11 protein-coding genes are annotated in these 13,611 nt (G+C 60.9%); 1 reads left to right on the forward strand and 10 read right to left on the reverse strand.

Features of this window, described 5'->3' with window-relative positions:
* The gene (ftsH, locus tag N5D53_RS12860; protein ID WP_012053749.1) at positions 1–1,905 is read right to left on the reverse strand and encodes an ATP-dependent zinc metalloprotease FtsH; all 1,905 of its coding nucleotides are present in this window, start codon (positions 1,903–1,905) and stop codon (positions 1–3) included.
* 206 nt (positions 1,906–2,111) lie between these two features.
* Positions 2,112–2,735, reverse strand: coding sequence for a 23S rRNA (uridine(2552)-2'-O)-methyltransferase RlmE (rlmE, locus tag N5D53_RS12865; protein ID WP_003249947.1), 624 nt, complete (start codon positions 2,733–2,735; stop codon positions 2,112–2,114).
* A gap of 102 nt (positions 2,736–2,837) precedes the next feature.
* On the opposite strand from rlmE, the gene yhbY reads away from it, so the two are divergent.
* Entirely contained in the window at positions 2,838–3,146 is a 309-nt protein-coding gene (gene yhbY / locus N5D53_RS12870) for a ribosome assembly RNA-binding protein YhbY (RefSeq protein WP_003249945.1), read from the forward strand.
* A 12-nt stretch (positions 3,147–3,158) separates the two neighbouring features.
* Here yhbY and N5D53_RS12875 read toward each other — a convergent pair whose 3' ends face one another.
* From N5D53_RS12875 to grpE, 8 genes are all read right to left on the reverse strand, one after another.
* On the reverse strand, positions 3,159–3,608 hold the full coding sequence (locus tag N5D53_RS12875; RefSeq protein ID WP_012053750.1) for a hypothetical protein: 450 nt from the start codon (positions 3,606–3,608) through the stop codon (positions 3,159–3,161).
* Positions 3,586–4,068, reverse strand: a complete 483-nt coding sequence (greA, locus tag N5D53_RS12880) for a transcription elongation factor GreA (RefSeq protein WP_003249939.1) — start codon at positions 4,066–4,068, stop codon at positions 3,586–3,588. Before greA ends, N5D53_RS12875 begins: the two co-directional genes overlap by 23 nt.
* Positions 4,065–7,286 (reverse strand): carbamoyl-phosphate synthase large subunit, encoded by a 3,222-nt coding sequence (carB, locus tag N5D53_RS12885; protein ID WP_010955363.1) that lies wholly within the window; start codon positions 7,284–7,286, stop codon positions 4,065–4,067. The genes greA and carB overlap by 4 nt, the downstream gene beginning before the upstream one ends.
* A 105-nt stretch (positions 7,287–7,391) precedes the next feature.
* Positions 7,392–8,528: a glutamine-hydrolyzing carbamoyl-phosphate synthase small subunit gene (gene carA / locus N5D53_RS12890; protein ID WP_003249935.1), complete on the reverse strand. Its 1,137-nt coding sequence runs from the start codon at positions 8,526–8,528 to the stop codon at positions 7,392–7,394.
* A gap of 326 nt (positions 8,529–8,854) precedes the next feature.
* On the reverse strand, positions 8,855–9,658 hold the full coding sequence (gene dapB / locus N5D53_RS12895) for a 4-hydroxy-tetrahydrodipicolinate reductase (protein ID WP_003249933.1): 804 nt from the start codon (positions 9,656–9,658) through the stop codon (positions 8,855–8,857).
* Between the two features lie 13 nt (positions 9,659–9,671).
* Entirely contained in the window at positions 9,672–10,799 is a 1,128-nt protein-coding gene (gene dnaJ, locus N5D53_RS12900; protein WP_010955365.1) for a molecular chaperone DnaJ, read from the reverse strand.
* A gap of 198 nt (positions 10,800–10,997) precedes the next feature.
* The gene (dnaK, locus tag N5D53_RS12905; RefSeq protein WP_010955366.1) at positions 10,998–12,923 is read right to left on the reverse strand and encodes a molecular chaperone DnaK; all 1,926 of its coding nucleotides are present in this window, start codon (positions 12,921–12,923) and stop codon (positions 10,998–11,000) included.
* A gap of 101 nt (positions 12,924–13,024) precedes the next feature.
* Positions 13,025–13,582 carry a nucleotide exchange factor GrpE gene (gene grpE / locus N5D53_RS12910; RefSeq protein WP_010955367.1) on the reverse strand — a complete coding sequence of 186 codons (558 nt, stop codon included), beginning with the start codon at positions 13,580–13,582 and terminating at the stop codon, positions 13,025–13,027.
* Positions 13,583–13,611 lie beyond the last annotated feature (29 nt).

The following is a 13,611-nucleotide window of genomic DNA, read 5'->3' on the forward strand; positions in this document are numbered from 1 at the left end:
TTAGTGTTCAGCCGCTGGGCCGCCGATTGGCGATTCCGGACGCTCATCCTGGGCCGCAGGCGTGCCCGAGTGCTTGTCATCGTCCCAATCACGTGGCTCACGTGGTGTGCGCCCAGCCATGATGTCGTCAATCTGATCGGCATCGATGGTCTCGTACTTCATCAGCGCTTCGGTCATCGCCTCGAGCTTGTCGCGGTTGTCGATCAGCAACTGCTTGGCAGTGGCATAGCACTGATCGATGATGCTGCGCACCTCGGAGTCGATCAATTTGGCAGTCTCGCCGGACACGCTGGCATGCTGGCTACCGGCACTGCGGCCGAGGAACACCTCGCCCTCTTCCTCTGCATACATCAGCGGGCCGAGCTTCTCGGACAGGCCCCATTTGGTCACCATGTTACGAGCGAGCTGGCTGGCGCGCATGATGTCGTTGGACGCGCCGGTGGTCACGCCATCGAAGCCCAAGGTCATCTCCTCGGCGATACGGCCGCCATACAGCGAGCAGATCTGGCTGATCAGCGCACGCTTGGAGAGGCTGTAGCGGTCTTCTTCCGGCAGGAACATGGTCACACCCAAGGCACGACCACGCGGGATGATCGAAACCTTGTAGACCGGGTCGTGCTCAGGCACCAGGCGACCGACAATGGCGTGGCCAGCCTCGTGATAGGCCGTGTTTCTCTTTTCCTTTTCGGACATGACCATGGTCTTGCGCTCAGCGCCCATCATGATCTTGTCCTTGGCCAGCTCGAACTCTTTCATTTCGACCAGGCGCTTGTTGGAACGCGCGGCAAACAGCGAAGCCTCGTTGACCAGGTTGGCCAGGTCGGCGCCGGAGAAGCCTGGGGTACCCCGCGCGATGACCGCCGGGTTGACGTTCTCGCCGATCGGCACCTTGCGCATGTGCACCTTGAGGATCTGCTCACGACCACGAATGTCCGGCAGGCCAACCACCACCTGGCGGTCGAAGCGGCCGGGGCGCAGCAGCGCAGGGTCGAGCACATCCGGACGGTTGGTGGCGGCGATGACGATGATGCCATCGTTCATCTCGAAGCCGTCCATCTCCACCAGCAACTGGTTGAGGGTTTGCTCACGCTCGTCGTGACCGCCGCCCATGCCGGCGCCACGATGGCGACCAACGGCGTCGATTTCGTCGATGAAGATGATGCACGGGGCGTGCTTCTTGGCCTGCTCGAACATGTCGCGCACACGGCTGGCACCGACACCCACGAACATTTCCACGAAGTCCGAACCGGAAATGGTGAAGAACGGTACTTTCGCCTCGCCCGCGATAGCCTTGGCCAGCAGGGTCTTACCGGTACCGGGTGGGCCGACCATCAGCACACCGCGCGGGATACGGCCACCCAGGCGCTGGAACTTGCCCGGATCGCGCAGGAACTCGACCAGCTCGCCAACCTCTTCCTTGGCCTCGTCGCAGCCCGCAACGTCAGCCAGCGTGGTCTTGACCTGGTCTTCGGACAGCAGGCGCGCCTTGCTCTTGCCGAAGCTCATCGGCCCGCCCTTGCCGCCCGCGCCCCCTTGCATCTGGCGCATGAAGAACATGAACACGGCAATGATCACCAGGATCGGGAAGCTCGCCACCAGCAACTGCGTCCAGATGCTCTGTTGCTCAGGCTGCTTGCCTTCGACGACCACGTGGTTGTCGACCAGATCGCCGATCAGACCATTGTCGGTGATGGCCGGGCGCACAGTCTTGAAGTTGTCGCCATCGGTGCGCTTGCCAGTAATGATGTAGCCATCGACGGTCACACGCTCGACCTTGCCATCCTTGACCTGCTGGATGAAGTCGGAGTAGTTGAGGGTCTGCGGCTCGTTAGGGCTGGAGAAGTTGTTCATCACTGTCACCAGGACAGCTGCGATGATCAACCACAGGATCAGATTCTTTGCCATGTCGTTCAATTAGCTACCCTCTGAGGCCGGCGCACGACGCAGCCGTGCCTCGCATGATATTCATCGCCCTAACTTACTACATTACCTACGCAGCCGCAGGCACCGTCTGTAACCCTTTGTGAAAGCTAGACTACACGAAGTTCGGACGATCCTGACGCAGTGGCCGATTGGAATTAACTATCGACCACCCCGCTTCACACCTTTCATTACCCTTTGAAGCCCCTGCCCAACAGGTATTGCTCGCGGGAACGGTCCCGTGACGACGATGGCTTGCGCATTTGCACCTTGTCGAACTTGCTGCGCACGTCCTTCAGGTACACGTCAAAACCTTCGCCCTGGAAAATCTTGATCAGGAAGTCGCCCCCGGGCTTGAGTACGCGGGTCGCCAGATCGAGGGCCAGCTCGCAGAGGAACATGGCACGCGGAATGTCCACCGCGGGCGTACCACTCATATTGGGGGCCATGTCGGAAATCACAAGGTCTACATGCGAATCGCCCACCGCTTCGAGAATGCGCTGCAGCACTTCGTCGTGGGTGAAGTCACCCTGAATGAAGGTCACGTCGGCGATCGAGTCCATTTCCAGAATGTCGGAAGCGATCAGGCGACCCTGGCCACCAATCAGACGACTGGTCACCTGAGACCAGCCACCAGGGGCCGCGCCGAGGTCGATCACGCTCATGCCTGGGCGGATCAGGCGGTCCTTCTCCTGGATCTCCAGCAGTTTGTAGCTCGCACGCGAGCGATACCCATCCTTCTGCGCCTGCTTCACAAAAGGGTCGTTGAAATGCTCTCGCAGCCAGTTTGCGCTGCTTTTGGAACGTTGTACCACGGGGCACCTCGATGATATGCGTCGTGATTGACTGGGCGGAGCCGGTGGCCCTCGGGTAAAATGCCGGTCAATTTTACAGAATCAGACGGAAAGGGTCAGATTATGCCGCTCAATAACGAGCAGAAGAAGCAATACAAGTCCATTGGTCATGACCTGAAGCCGGTCCTGATCGTTGCTGGCAACGGTTTGAATGAAGGCGTGATCGCCGAATTGGAGCGCGCTCTGGTCGACCATGAGCTGATCAAGGTCGAAATTCGCTCGGAAGACCGCGAAGAACGCGCCGAGACCATCGCCGAGCTGTGCAAGGCCGGCCGTGCCGAGCTGGTGCAGACCATCGGCAAGAAAGCCCTGATCTACCGCAAGAACCCACAGCCGAACAAGCAGCTGTCCAACATCCACCGTTACAAGTAACGGTAGCTCCGATCAGTGGCGCGGTGAACGCGCCCTGACCGGTACCGGCTGGGCCACCAGCACGATGCCGGAAAAGCCCAGCACCAGGAAGCAGAACATCTGCCAGCGCTCGCCCACGGAAATACCGTAGCGCAAGGTGTAATACCCCACGCAGGCACCGAAGCCGAGCAACAGCATCTGGCCGCGGAACTGCCGCCACCAGGCCGCCAGGCCGTCCACCCTCGCCAGCACTGCCAGCTGGGTCAACAAGCCAAGCAACGCCACGCCGATCAACCAGCGGTCGATCTGCCCGGCGATATCCTGTACCAGCAGCGGGGCCAGGCCACTGACCTTGAGCGCAGGCACCAGCCCGACATGGAACACCCACAGGCCACCGACCCAGAAAACCTGGGCCAGTTGCCAGAGGATCCCCTCGAGGGATGGCGCCCGCAGGCGTCGGTCAGATGTGCTTGACTTCGACAATCTCGTACTCGACCGTGCCACTAGGCGTCTTGACGACGACAGTATCACCTTCTTCCTTGCCGATGATGGCACGGGCAATGGGTGCGCCGCTCGACAGCTTGCCCTGCTTCACGTCAGCTTCATCCTCGCCAACGATCTGGTAGGTCACCTCTTCATCGGTTTCGGTGTTGGCCAGTACCACGGTGGTACCGAAAATCACCTTGCCGGTGTGAGGGATGGTGGTCACATCGATGACCACCGAATTCTGCAGACGGCCTTCGATATCACGGATACGCGCTTCGACCATGCCCTGCTCCTCACGGGCGGCATGGTATTCGGCGTTTTCCTTGAGGTCACCCAGCTCACGCGCTTCACCAATGGCCTGACTCAGGCGCGGGCGCTCGGTCTTGCTCAGGAACAGGTGCTCTTCTTCCAGGGCGCGAGCGCCCTGGACGGTCATCGGGTATTTGGTAATGCTCATGCTTTCAGTCCTGCATGCAGATCCTGCAAGCGACGAACGGTCTTTTCGGGACCGAATTTCAGCGCTTCGCAGATGGCTTCACCAGCCGCAATGGTAGTGGTGCAGTAAATCTTGTGCTGCAGCGCATTGCGACGAATCGAGTAGGAGTCGGCGATCGACTGGCGACCTTCGGTGGTGTTGATGATCAGCGACACTTCGTCGTTCTTGATCATGTCGACCACGTGAGGGCGACCTTCGGTCACTTTGTTCACACGGCGCACTTTCAGGCCAGCCGCCTCGATAACCTTGGCGGTGCCGGCAGTGGCAACCACTTCGAAGCCCAGGGCGATCAGGTCGCGGGCAACGCCGGCCACTTGTGGCTTGTCGTCGTCGCGCACGCTGATGAACGCGGTACCGCCAGTCGGCAGCACTTCGCTGGCCCCCATCTGGGCTTTGGCGAAGGCTTCACCGAAGCTGTCACCGACACCCATGACTTCACCGGTCGATTTCATCTCAGGGCCGAGGATCGGGTCAACCCCTGGGAACTTGGCGAACGGGAAGACGGCTTCCTTCACGCTGTAGAAGTTCGGGATGATTTCCTGGGTGAAGCCCAGCTCTTTCAGGGTTTTACCCGCCATGACACGGGCTGCGATCATCGCCAGGGACGTGCCGATGCACTTGGACACGAACGGTACGGTACGCGAGGCACGCGGGTTGACTTCGATCACGTAGATCTTGTCGCCCTGCAGGGCCAGCTGCACGTTCATCAGGCCGACTACGCCCAGCTCCAGCGCCATTTTCTTGACCTGAACGCGGACTTCGTCCTGCACTTCCTTGCTCAGCGAGTAAGGTGGCAGCGAGCACGCCGAGTCGCCGGAGTGTACGCCGGCCTGCTCGATGTGCTGCATGATCGCGCCGATGACCACGTCGGTGCCGTCGCACACCGCATCCACGTCCATCTCGATGGCGCAGTTGAGGAAGTGGTCGAGCAGTACCGGGCTGTCGTTCGACACTTGTACCGCTTCACGCAGGTAGCGCTTGAGCTCGTCCAGCTCGTAGACGATCTCCATGGCACGGCCGCCCAGCACGTAGGACGGACGCACGACCAGCGGGTAGCCAATGCTGCCGGCAGCACGGATGGCTTCTTCTTCGCTGCGCACAGTGGCGTTTGGCGGCTGCAGCAGGCTCAGGCGCTGAACCATCTGCTGGAAGCGCTCACGGTCTTCGGCGCGGTCGATGGCGTCAGGGCTGGTACCGATGATCGGCACGCCAGCTTCTTCCAGAGCGCGGGCCAGCTTCAGCGGGGTCTGGCCGCCGTAGTGAACGATCACGCCCTTCGGCTTCTCGACGCGGCAGACTTCCAGCACGTCTTCCAGGGTCAACGGCTCGAAGTACAGGCGGTCGGAAGTGTCGTAGTCGGTGGAGACGGTTTCCGGGTTGCAGTTGACCATGATGGTCTCGTAACCGTCTTCACGCAGCGCCAGGGCGGCGTGTACGCAGCAGTAGTCGAACTCGATACCTTGGCCGATACGGTTCGGGCCGCCACCCAGGATCATGATCTTGTCGCGGGTCGACGGATTGGCCTCGCACTCTTCCTCGTAGGTGGAGTACAGGTAGGCGGTGTCGGTGGCGAACTCGGCGGCGCAGGTGTCGACGCGCTTGTACACCGGGAACACTTCCAGCTTGTGGCGGTGGCGACGCAGGTTCTTGTCGGTGATACCCAGCAGTACTGCCAGGCGCTGGTCCGAGAAGCCCTTGCGCTTGAGGCGCAGCATGTAGTCCTTGTCGATTGCCGACAGGGCCAAGGTCTTGACCTTCTCTTCTTCCTTGATCAGGTCTTCCATCTGCACCAGGAACCACATGTCGATGCCGGTCAGATTGAAGATTTCTTCGCAGGTCATACCCGAACGCATGGCGTCAGCCACATACCAGATACGCTCGGCACCCGGCACGGTCAGTTCGCGCTTGAGGATGCTGGCGGCTTCCGGGCTGGCCAGGTCGACTTTCGGGTCGAGGCCGCAGGCGCCGACTTCCAGGCCGCGCAGGGCTTTCTGCAGGGACTCCTGGAAAGTACGGCCGATGGCCATGACTTCACCGACGGATTTCATCTGGGTGGTCAGGCGGGCGTCGGCTTTCGGGAATTTCTCGAAGGCGAAGCGTGGCAGCTTGGTGACGACGTAGTCGATCGACGGCTCGAAGGACGCCGGGGTGCGACCGCCAGTGATGTCGTTCTGCAGCTCGTCGAGGGTGTAACCAATGGCCAGCTTGGCGGCGATCTTGGCGATCGGGAAGCCGGTGGCCTTGGAGGCCAGGGCGGACGAACGCGACACGCGCGGGTTCATCTCGATGACGACCATGCGGCCGGTGTTCGGGCAAATGCCGAACTGGACGTTGGAACCGCCGGTTTCCACACCGATTTCACGCAGCACCGCCAGCGAGGCGTTGCGCATGATCTGGTATTCCTTGTCGGTCAGGGTCTGTGCCGGGGCAACAGTGATCGAGTCACCGGTGTGCACACCCATCGGGTCGAAGTTTTCGATCGAGCAGACGATGATGCAGTTGTCCTTCTTGTCGCGGACCACCTCCATCTCGTATTCCTTCCAGCCGATCAGCGATTCGTCGATCAGCAGCTCTTTGGTCGGCGACAGGTCCAGACCACGGGTGCAGATTTCTTCGAACTCTTCACGGTTGTAAGCGATACCGCCGCCGGTGCCGCCCATGGTGAACGACGGGCGAATGATGCATGGGAAGCCGAGCTTCTCGAGGACCGCATTGGCCTCTTCCATGCTGTGGGCGATACCGGAGCGCGGGCACTCCAGGCCGATGTCCTTCATGGCCTTGTCGAAGCGCGAACGGTCTTCGGCCTTGTCGATGGTGTCAGCGTTGGCACCGATCATCTCCACGCCGAACTTCTCCAGAACGCCGTGGCGCTCCAGGTCCAGGGCGCAGTTCAGGGCGGTCTGGCCACCCATGGTCGGCAGCACGGCGTCCGGGCGCTCTTTCTCGATGATCTTGGCCACCGATTGCCACTTGATCGGCTCGATGTAGGTGGCGTCGGCCATGGCCGGGTCGGTCATGATGGTGGCTGGGTTGGAGTTCACCAGGATGACGCGGAAACCTTCCTCGCGCAGGGCTTTACAGGCCTGGGCGCCGGAGTAGTCGAATTCGCAGGCCTGGCCGATCACGATCGGGCCAGCGCCGAGAATCAGGATGCTTTTGATGTCTGTACGTTTTGGCATGGTGGTCACTCAAATCCGGGGTCAGTCGGCAAGCCGCTTTGAACAATCTGGGTCAGGCGCTGCCGGGCGCGGCGTGTGCCGGCCCGGGGCCTTGAAGCAGGATGCTCAGCGGCGCTTGGCCATGGCATCGGTGAAACGATCGAACAGAGGCGCGACGTCGGTCGGGCCCGGGCTCGCTTCAGGGTGGCCCTGGAAGCTGAACGCGCTCTTGTCGGTACGCTCGATACCCTGCAGGGTGCCGTCGAACAGCGACTTGTGAATGGCGCGAACGTTACCCGGCAGGGTCGCCTCGTCAACGGCGAAGCCGTGGTTCTGGCTGGTGATCATGACCACACCGGTATCCAGGTCCTGGACCGGGTGGTTGGCACCGTGGTGGCCGTGGCCCATTTTCACGGTCTTGGCGCCGGAAGCCAGGGCCAGCAGCTGGTGGCCGAGGCAGATGCCGAATACCGGAATCTCGGTTTCGAGGATTTCCTTGATCGCCTGGATCGCGTAGTCGCACGGTTCGGGGTCACCAGGGCCGTTGGACAGGAACACGCCGTCCGGGTTGAGTGCCAGCACTTCGCTGGCCGGGGTCTGGGCTGGTACCACGGTCACGCGGCAGCCGCGGGCCACCAGCATGCGCAGGATGTTCAGCTTGACGCCATAGTCGAAGGCAACCACGTGGTACGGCAGGTCGGCAGCGTCGATGGTCGGGTGGCTGTCGGTTTTCAGCTCCCACACACTGGAGCGCCACTCGTAACGTTCCTTGGTGGAGACGACCTTGGCCAGGTCCATGCCCTTCAGGCCCGGGAAGCCGCGGGCAGCAGCGATGGCAGCTTCTTCGCTGATGTTGTCACCCGCCAGAATGCAGCCGTTCTGGGCGCCCTTTTCACGCAGGATACGGGTCAGGCGACGGGTGTCGATGCCGGCGATGGCGACGACGTTGTTGGCCTTGAGGTACTCAGGCAGCGACTGGGTGTTACGCCAGTTGCTGGCCAGCAGCGGCAGGTCACGGATGACCAGGCCTGCGGACCAGACGCGGTTCGACTCGGCGTCTTCCGGGGTAGTACCGGTGTTGCCGATGTGCGGGTAGGTCAGGGTAACGATTTGCTGCGCGTAGGAAGGGTCTGTAAGGATTTCCTGGTAGCCGGTCATAGCGGTGTTGAATACCACCTCACCAACGGTCTGACCGTCGGCACCGATGGCTTCACCGCGGAAAATACTGCCGTCGGCAAGGGCGAGTATGGCTGGCTTTGTCAAGAAGACCTCCCGTAAATCAAGCATGAAAGGGCGATCGCAGGTTGCAAAAAAGCGGAGTGACGTATGGACACGTCACCCCGCTTTCATGTGCTGAATTCAATTCGCTGCGCGCTTTTAGTGGACACACTAAAGCTGTAGCTTACAGAAAAGTGTGTTTTCGGTCTACCGCGGATGTGTCTCTAAAACACATCAATGCGACAGACTGACATCTGTGTTGGCTTCTACGCGGGCTGGCGCGCTCCCCCAGGGAGCGCACCAGCCCAAGAGCAACGCTGTACCTGTGGGAGCGGGCAAGCCCGCGAAGAAGCCCACACCACACTCACGGCTTAACGCAGCTCAAGCACATCCTGCATGTCGTACAGCCCCGGCTCACGCCCGTCCAGCCACAGCGCCGCACGCACGGCACCCTTGGCGAAGGTCATGCGGCTGGAGGCCTTGTGGGTGATTTCCAGGCGCTCGCCTTCAGCAGCGAACAACACGGTGTGATCGCCCACCACATCGCCGGCACGCACGGTGGCGAAACCGATGGTTTTGCGATCACGCGCGCCGGTTTGCCCTTCACGGCCATACACGGCCACTTCCTGCAGATCACGGCCCAGCGCATTGGCAACCACTTCACCCATGCGCAGTGCAGTACCCGACGGCGCATCGACCTTGTGCCGGTGGTGCGCCTCGATGATTTCGATATCGACATCATCGCCCAGCACCCGCGCAGCCATATCCAGCAGCTTGAGGCTAAGGTTGACACCCACGCTGAAGTTGGCGGCGAACACGATTGGAATGTCCTTGCCAGCCTCAGCCAACAACTGCTTCTCTTCGACTGTAAAACCGGTCGTGCCGATGATCATCGCCTTGCCATGCTTGCGGCAGAACGCGAGGTTTTTCAGGGTCACCGAGGGATGAGTGAAATCGATCAGCACATCGAACTCGTCGGCAACCTTGGCCAGGTCGTCGGACAACAGCACGCCAATTCGGCCAAGTGCCGCCAGCTCTCCGGCATCAGCCCCGACCAACGAGCTGTCAGGGCGATCGATCGCCGCAGTCAGCCCCGCGCCCGGGGTTTGTTGCACGGCTTCGATGAGGGTTTTGCCCATCCGACCCGCCGCGCCCATCACTGCAATACGTCGCATAACCTGTTCCTTGTCAGAGATCGCCGAAGAAGCGCTTCACACCATCGAACCAGCCGCTGGCCTTGGGCGAGTGGGAACTGTCACCTTCCAGCGAATCACGCAGCTCTTCGAGCAGCTCGCGCTGACGGCGACTGAGATTGACCGGGGTTTCTACGGCCACACGGCACAGCAGGTCACCCGCACCACCACCACGCACCGGGGCAACACCCTTGCCACGCAGACGGAACTGCTTACCGGTCTGGGTGCCTTCCGGAATCTTCAGCTTCACGCGACCATCCAGGGTCGGCACTTCCAGCTCGCCACCCAGGGCAGCATCGGTGTAGCTGATCGGTACCTCACAGTACAAATGCTTGCCATCGCGCTGGAAAATCTCGTGCTCACGCACGCTGATCACCACGTACAGGTCGCCAGTCGGGCCACCATGAGTACCGGCCTCGCCCTCACCCGACAGACGAATGCGGTCGCCGGTATCGACACCTGCCGGCACCTTGACCGACAGCGTCTTGTATTCCTCGACACGCCCTTCACCATGGCACGAAGTGCACGGGTCGGTAATGATCTTGCCTTGGCCATGGCAGCGCGGGCAGGTCTGCTGCACCGAGAAGAAGCCTTGCTGCATGCGCACCTGGCCGATGCCGCCACAGGTCGGGCAGGTCGACGGGGTCGAACCCTTCTTGGCACCGGAACCGTCGCAAGGCTGGCAGTTGACCAGGGTGGGCACGCGGATACTGACCGTGGTGCCACGCACCGCTTCTTCCAGGTTCAGCTCCAGGGTGTAGCGCAGGTCGCTGCCGCGCTGGGCACCGCCTCGACCACCACCGCGACCACCGCCGCCGAAGAAGTCGCTGAACACATCGCCGAAGATGTCGGAGAAGTTGGCACCACCAAAGCCGGCACCACCGCCACCCATGCTTGGGTCGACACCTGCATGGCCATACTGGTCGAAGGCCGCACGCTTGCTCGCGTCTGACAGCACTTCGTAGGCCTCGTTGGCCTCCTTGAACTTGTCTTCCGATTCTTTATCGCCCGGGTTGCGGTCCGGGTGATATTTCATCGCCAAACGGCGGTAAGCCTTCTTGAGGTCCGCTTCAGTGGCGCCGCGCTCGACACCCAGGACCTCATAATAATCACGCTTGGACATAGGTCATTTGCACCTTGTTGGGCGTGTGGCATCTGCGCCACGCCATCAGCACCCGCCTGCTACCCATTAAGAGCCACTGACAGATGCTGTAAAAATTCTCGAATTCCAGATACGCCAACGCGGGAGCAAGCCCCCGCGCGGCGACATCCTACCAGCTCACCGGCAAACGACGGTGAACCGGCCGACAACATGCAGGGATTACTGCTTGTTGTTGTCTTTCACTTCTTCGAACTCGGCGTCAACCACGTCATCGTGCTTGGCTTCCGGCTCGGCCTGCTGCGCGCCACCCTGAGGTTGTTCAGCCGACTGCTCGGCGTACATCTTCTGGGCAACCGGGGCAGAGACCTTGGACAGCTCTTCAACCTTGGCGTCGATGGCAGCCTTGTCGTCGCCTTTGACAGCGGCTTCCAGGGCAACAACGGCGGCCTCGATGGCGGTTTTCTCTTCAGCGGTAACCTTGTCACCTGCATCAGCGACCATCTTGCGGGTCGAGTGTACCAGCGCGTCACCCTGGTTACGGGCAGCAGCCAGCTCTTCGAACTTGCGGTCTTCCTCGGCGTTGGCCTCGGCGTCACGCACCATGCGCTCGATCTCTTCGTCCGACAGGCCGGAGTTGGCCTTGATCACGATCGACTGAGTCTTGCCGGTGGCCTTGTCTTTCGCACCTACGTGCAGGATGCCGTTGGCGTCGATGTCGAAGGTCACTTCGATTTGCGGCACGCCGCGCGGTGCTGGCGGAATGTCAGCCAGGTCGAACTTGCCCAGCGACTTGTTCTGCGCAGCCTGCTTACGCTCACCTTGCAGCACGTGAATGGTCACGGCGCTCTGGTTGTCGTCGGCAGTCGAGAACACCTGCGACTTCTTGGTCGGGATGGTGGTGTTCTTCTCGATCAGCGCGGTCATCACGCCGCCCATGGTTTCGATACCCAGGGTCAGCGGGCTGACGTCCAGCAGCAGTACGTCTTTCACGTCACCGGCCAGTACCGCACCCTGGATGGCAGCACCCATGGCAACCGCTTCGTCCGGGTTGACGTCCTTGCGCGCTTCTTTACCGAAGAAGTCGGCCACTTCTTTCTGCACCAGCGGCATGCGGGTCTGACCACCGACCAGGATCACGTCGTCGATCTTGCTGGCGTCGATGCCGGCGTCTTTCAGGGCGATGCGGCAAGGCTCGATAGTACGCTTGACCAGGTCTTCGACCAGCGACTCCAGCTTGGCGCGGGAGATCTTCACGTTCAGGTGCTTAGGACCGGTGGCATCTGCAGTGATGTACGGCAGGTTGACGTCGGTCGACTGAGCGGACGACAGCTCGATCTTGGCTTTTTCTGCGGCTTCTTTCAGACGCTGCAGGGCCAGAGGATCGTTCTTCAGGTCCATGCCCGACTCTTTCTTGAACTCGTCGACAAGGTAGTCGATCAGGCGCATGTCGAAGTCTTCGCCACCCAGGAAGGTGTCGCCGTTGGTAGCCAGTACTTCGAACTGGTGCTCACCGTCGACTTCGGCGATTTCGATGACCGAAACGTCGAAGGTACCACCACCCAGGTCATAAACGATGACGGTGTGGTCGCCCTTGGCCTTGTCCATACCGTAAGCCAGTGCAGCGGCAGTCGGCTCGTTGATGATGCGTTTTACGTCCAGGCCAGCGATGCGGCCGGCGTCTTTGGTCGCCTGACGCTGGCTGTCGTTGAAGTAGGCCGGAACGGTGATGACCGCTTCGGTGACTGGCTCGCCGAGGTAGTCTTCGGCGGTCTTTTTCATTTTCTTCAGGACTTCGGCGCTGATCTGCGGCGGAGCCATTTCCTTGCCAGCAGCCTCGACCCAGGCGTCACCGTTGTTCGCCTTGACGATCTTGTACGGCACCAGCTTGATGTCTTTCTGCACGACATCTTCTTCGAAGCGGCGGCCAATCAGGCGCTTCACTGCGAACAGGGTGTTGTGCGGGTTGGTGACCGCCTGGCGCTTGGCCGACTGGCCAACCAGGATTTCGCCATCGTTGGCGTAGGCCACGATCGAAGGGGTAGTACGCGCACCTTCGGCGTTTTCGATGACTTTGACGTTACCGTTTTCCAGAATGGAGACGCACGAGTTGGTGGTCCCCAGGTCGATACCGATGATTTTACCCATGTTAACTCTCCCGAAACTTGAATTTGGTAGCAGCGACTACTTTGGCCAACTGCGGTAATACTTGAAGGCTTGACACCTAGATGGGGATGCCCCGAAGGATTTCAAGCCTTTTCATTGATCGAGGGTTGCGCCGCGCTCGGCGCTTTGCTGACCACCACCATGGCGGGGCGCAGCAGGCGGCCGTTCAGCAGGTAACCCTTCTGGAACACGTTCAACACGCTGTTTGGCTCGACCTCGGCGTTTTCCTGCATGGCCATGGCCTGGTGGTGCTCAGGGTTGAACGGCTGGCCGTGCGGGTCAACGGCTTCAAGGTTGTAGCGCTTGAGGGTGTCCTGGAACATCTTCAGGGTCAGTTCGACACCCTCGCGGATCTGCTTGACGTGCTCATCGTCGGCACTGGAGTGAGCCAGGGCCAGTTCCAGGCTGTCGATCACCGGCAGCAAGTCGCTGGAGAACTTCTCCAGGGCGAACTTGTGGGCTTTCTCCACATCCTGCTCGGCACGACGGCGTACGTTCTGCAGGTCGGCAACGGCGCGCAGCGCCTGGTCCTTGGCTGCGGCCAGCTGTTCCTCGAGCTCCAGAACACGGGTATCAGCTGCATTGCCTGCACCGGTTTCTTCCACGTTAAGGTCTTTCTCGTTCAGCTGCTCATCAGCCATGGGGTCTCTCCTGCGCAATTTTGTGGACT

The organism is Pseudomonas sp. GD03862, from assembly GCF_029840855.1.
GTDB lineage: Bacteria > Pseudomonadota > Gammaproteobacteria > Pseudomonadales > Pseudomonadaceae > Aquipseudomonas > Aquipseudomonas alloputida.

What these genes read in the sequence shown, in the direction of transcription:
- yhbY (WP_003249945.1), top strand. Translation starts at nt 2,838, where the DNA reads ATGCCGCTCAATAACGAGCAGAAGAAGCAATACAAGTCCATTGGTCAT.
- ftsH (WP_012053749.1), bottom strand. Translation starts at nt 1,905, where the DNA reads ATGGCAAAGAATCTGATCCTGTGGTTGATCATCGCAGCTGTCCTGGTG.
- dnaK (WP_010955366.1), bottom strand. Translation starts at nt 12,923, where the DNA reads ATGGGTAAAATCATCGGTATCGACCTGGGGACCACCAACTCGTGCGTC.
- carB (WP_010955363.1), bottom strand. Translation starts at nt 7,286, where the DNA reads ATGCCAAAACGTACAGACATCAAAAGCATCCTGATTCTCGGCGCTGGC.
- dnaJ (WP_010955365.1), bottom strand. Translation starts at nt 10,799, where the DNA reads ATGTCCAAGCGTGATTATTATGAGGTCCTGGGTGTCGAGCGCGGCGCC.
- dapB (WP_003249933.1), bottom strand. Translation starts at nt 9,658, where the DNA reads ATGCGACGTATTGCAGTGATGGGCGCGGCGGGTCGGATGGGCAAAACC.
- greA (WP_003249939.1), bottom strand. Translation starts at nt 4,068, where the DNA reads ATGAGCATTACCAAATACCCGATGACCGTCCAGGGCGCTCGCGCCCTG.
- grpE (WP_010955367.1), bottom strand. Translation starts at nt 13,582, where the DNA reads ATGGCTGATGAGCAGCTGAACGAGAAAGACCTTAACGTGGAAGAAACC.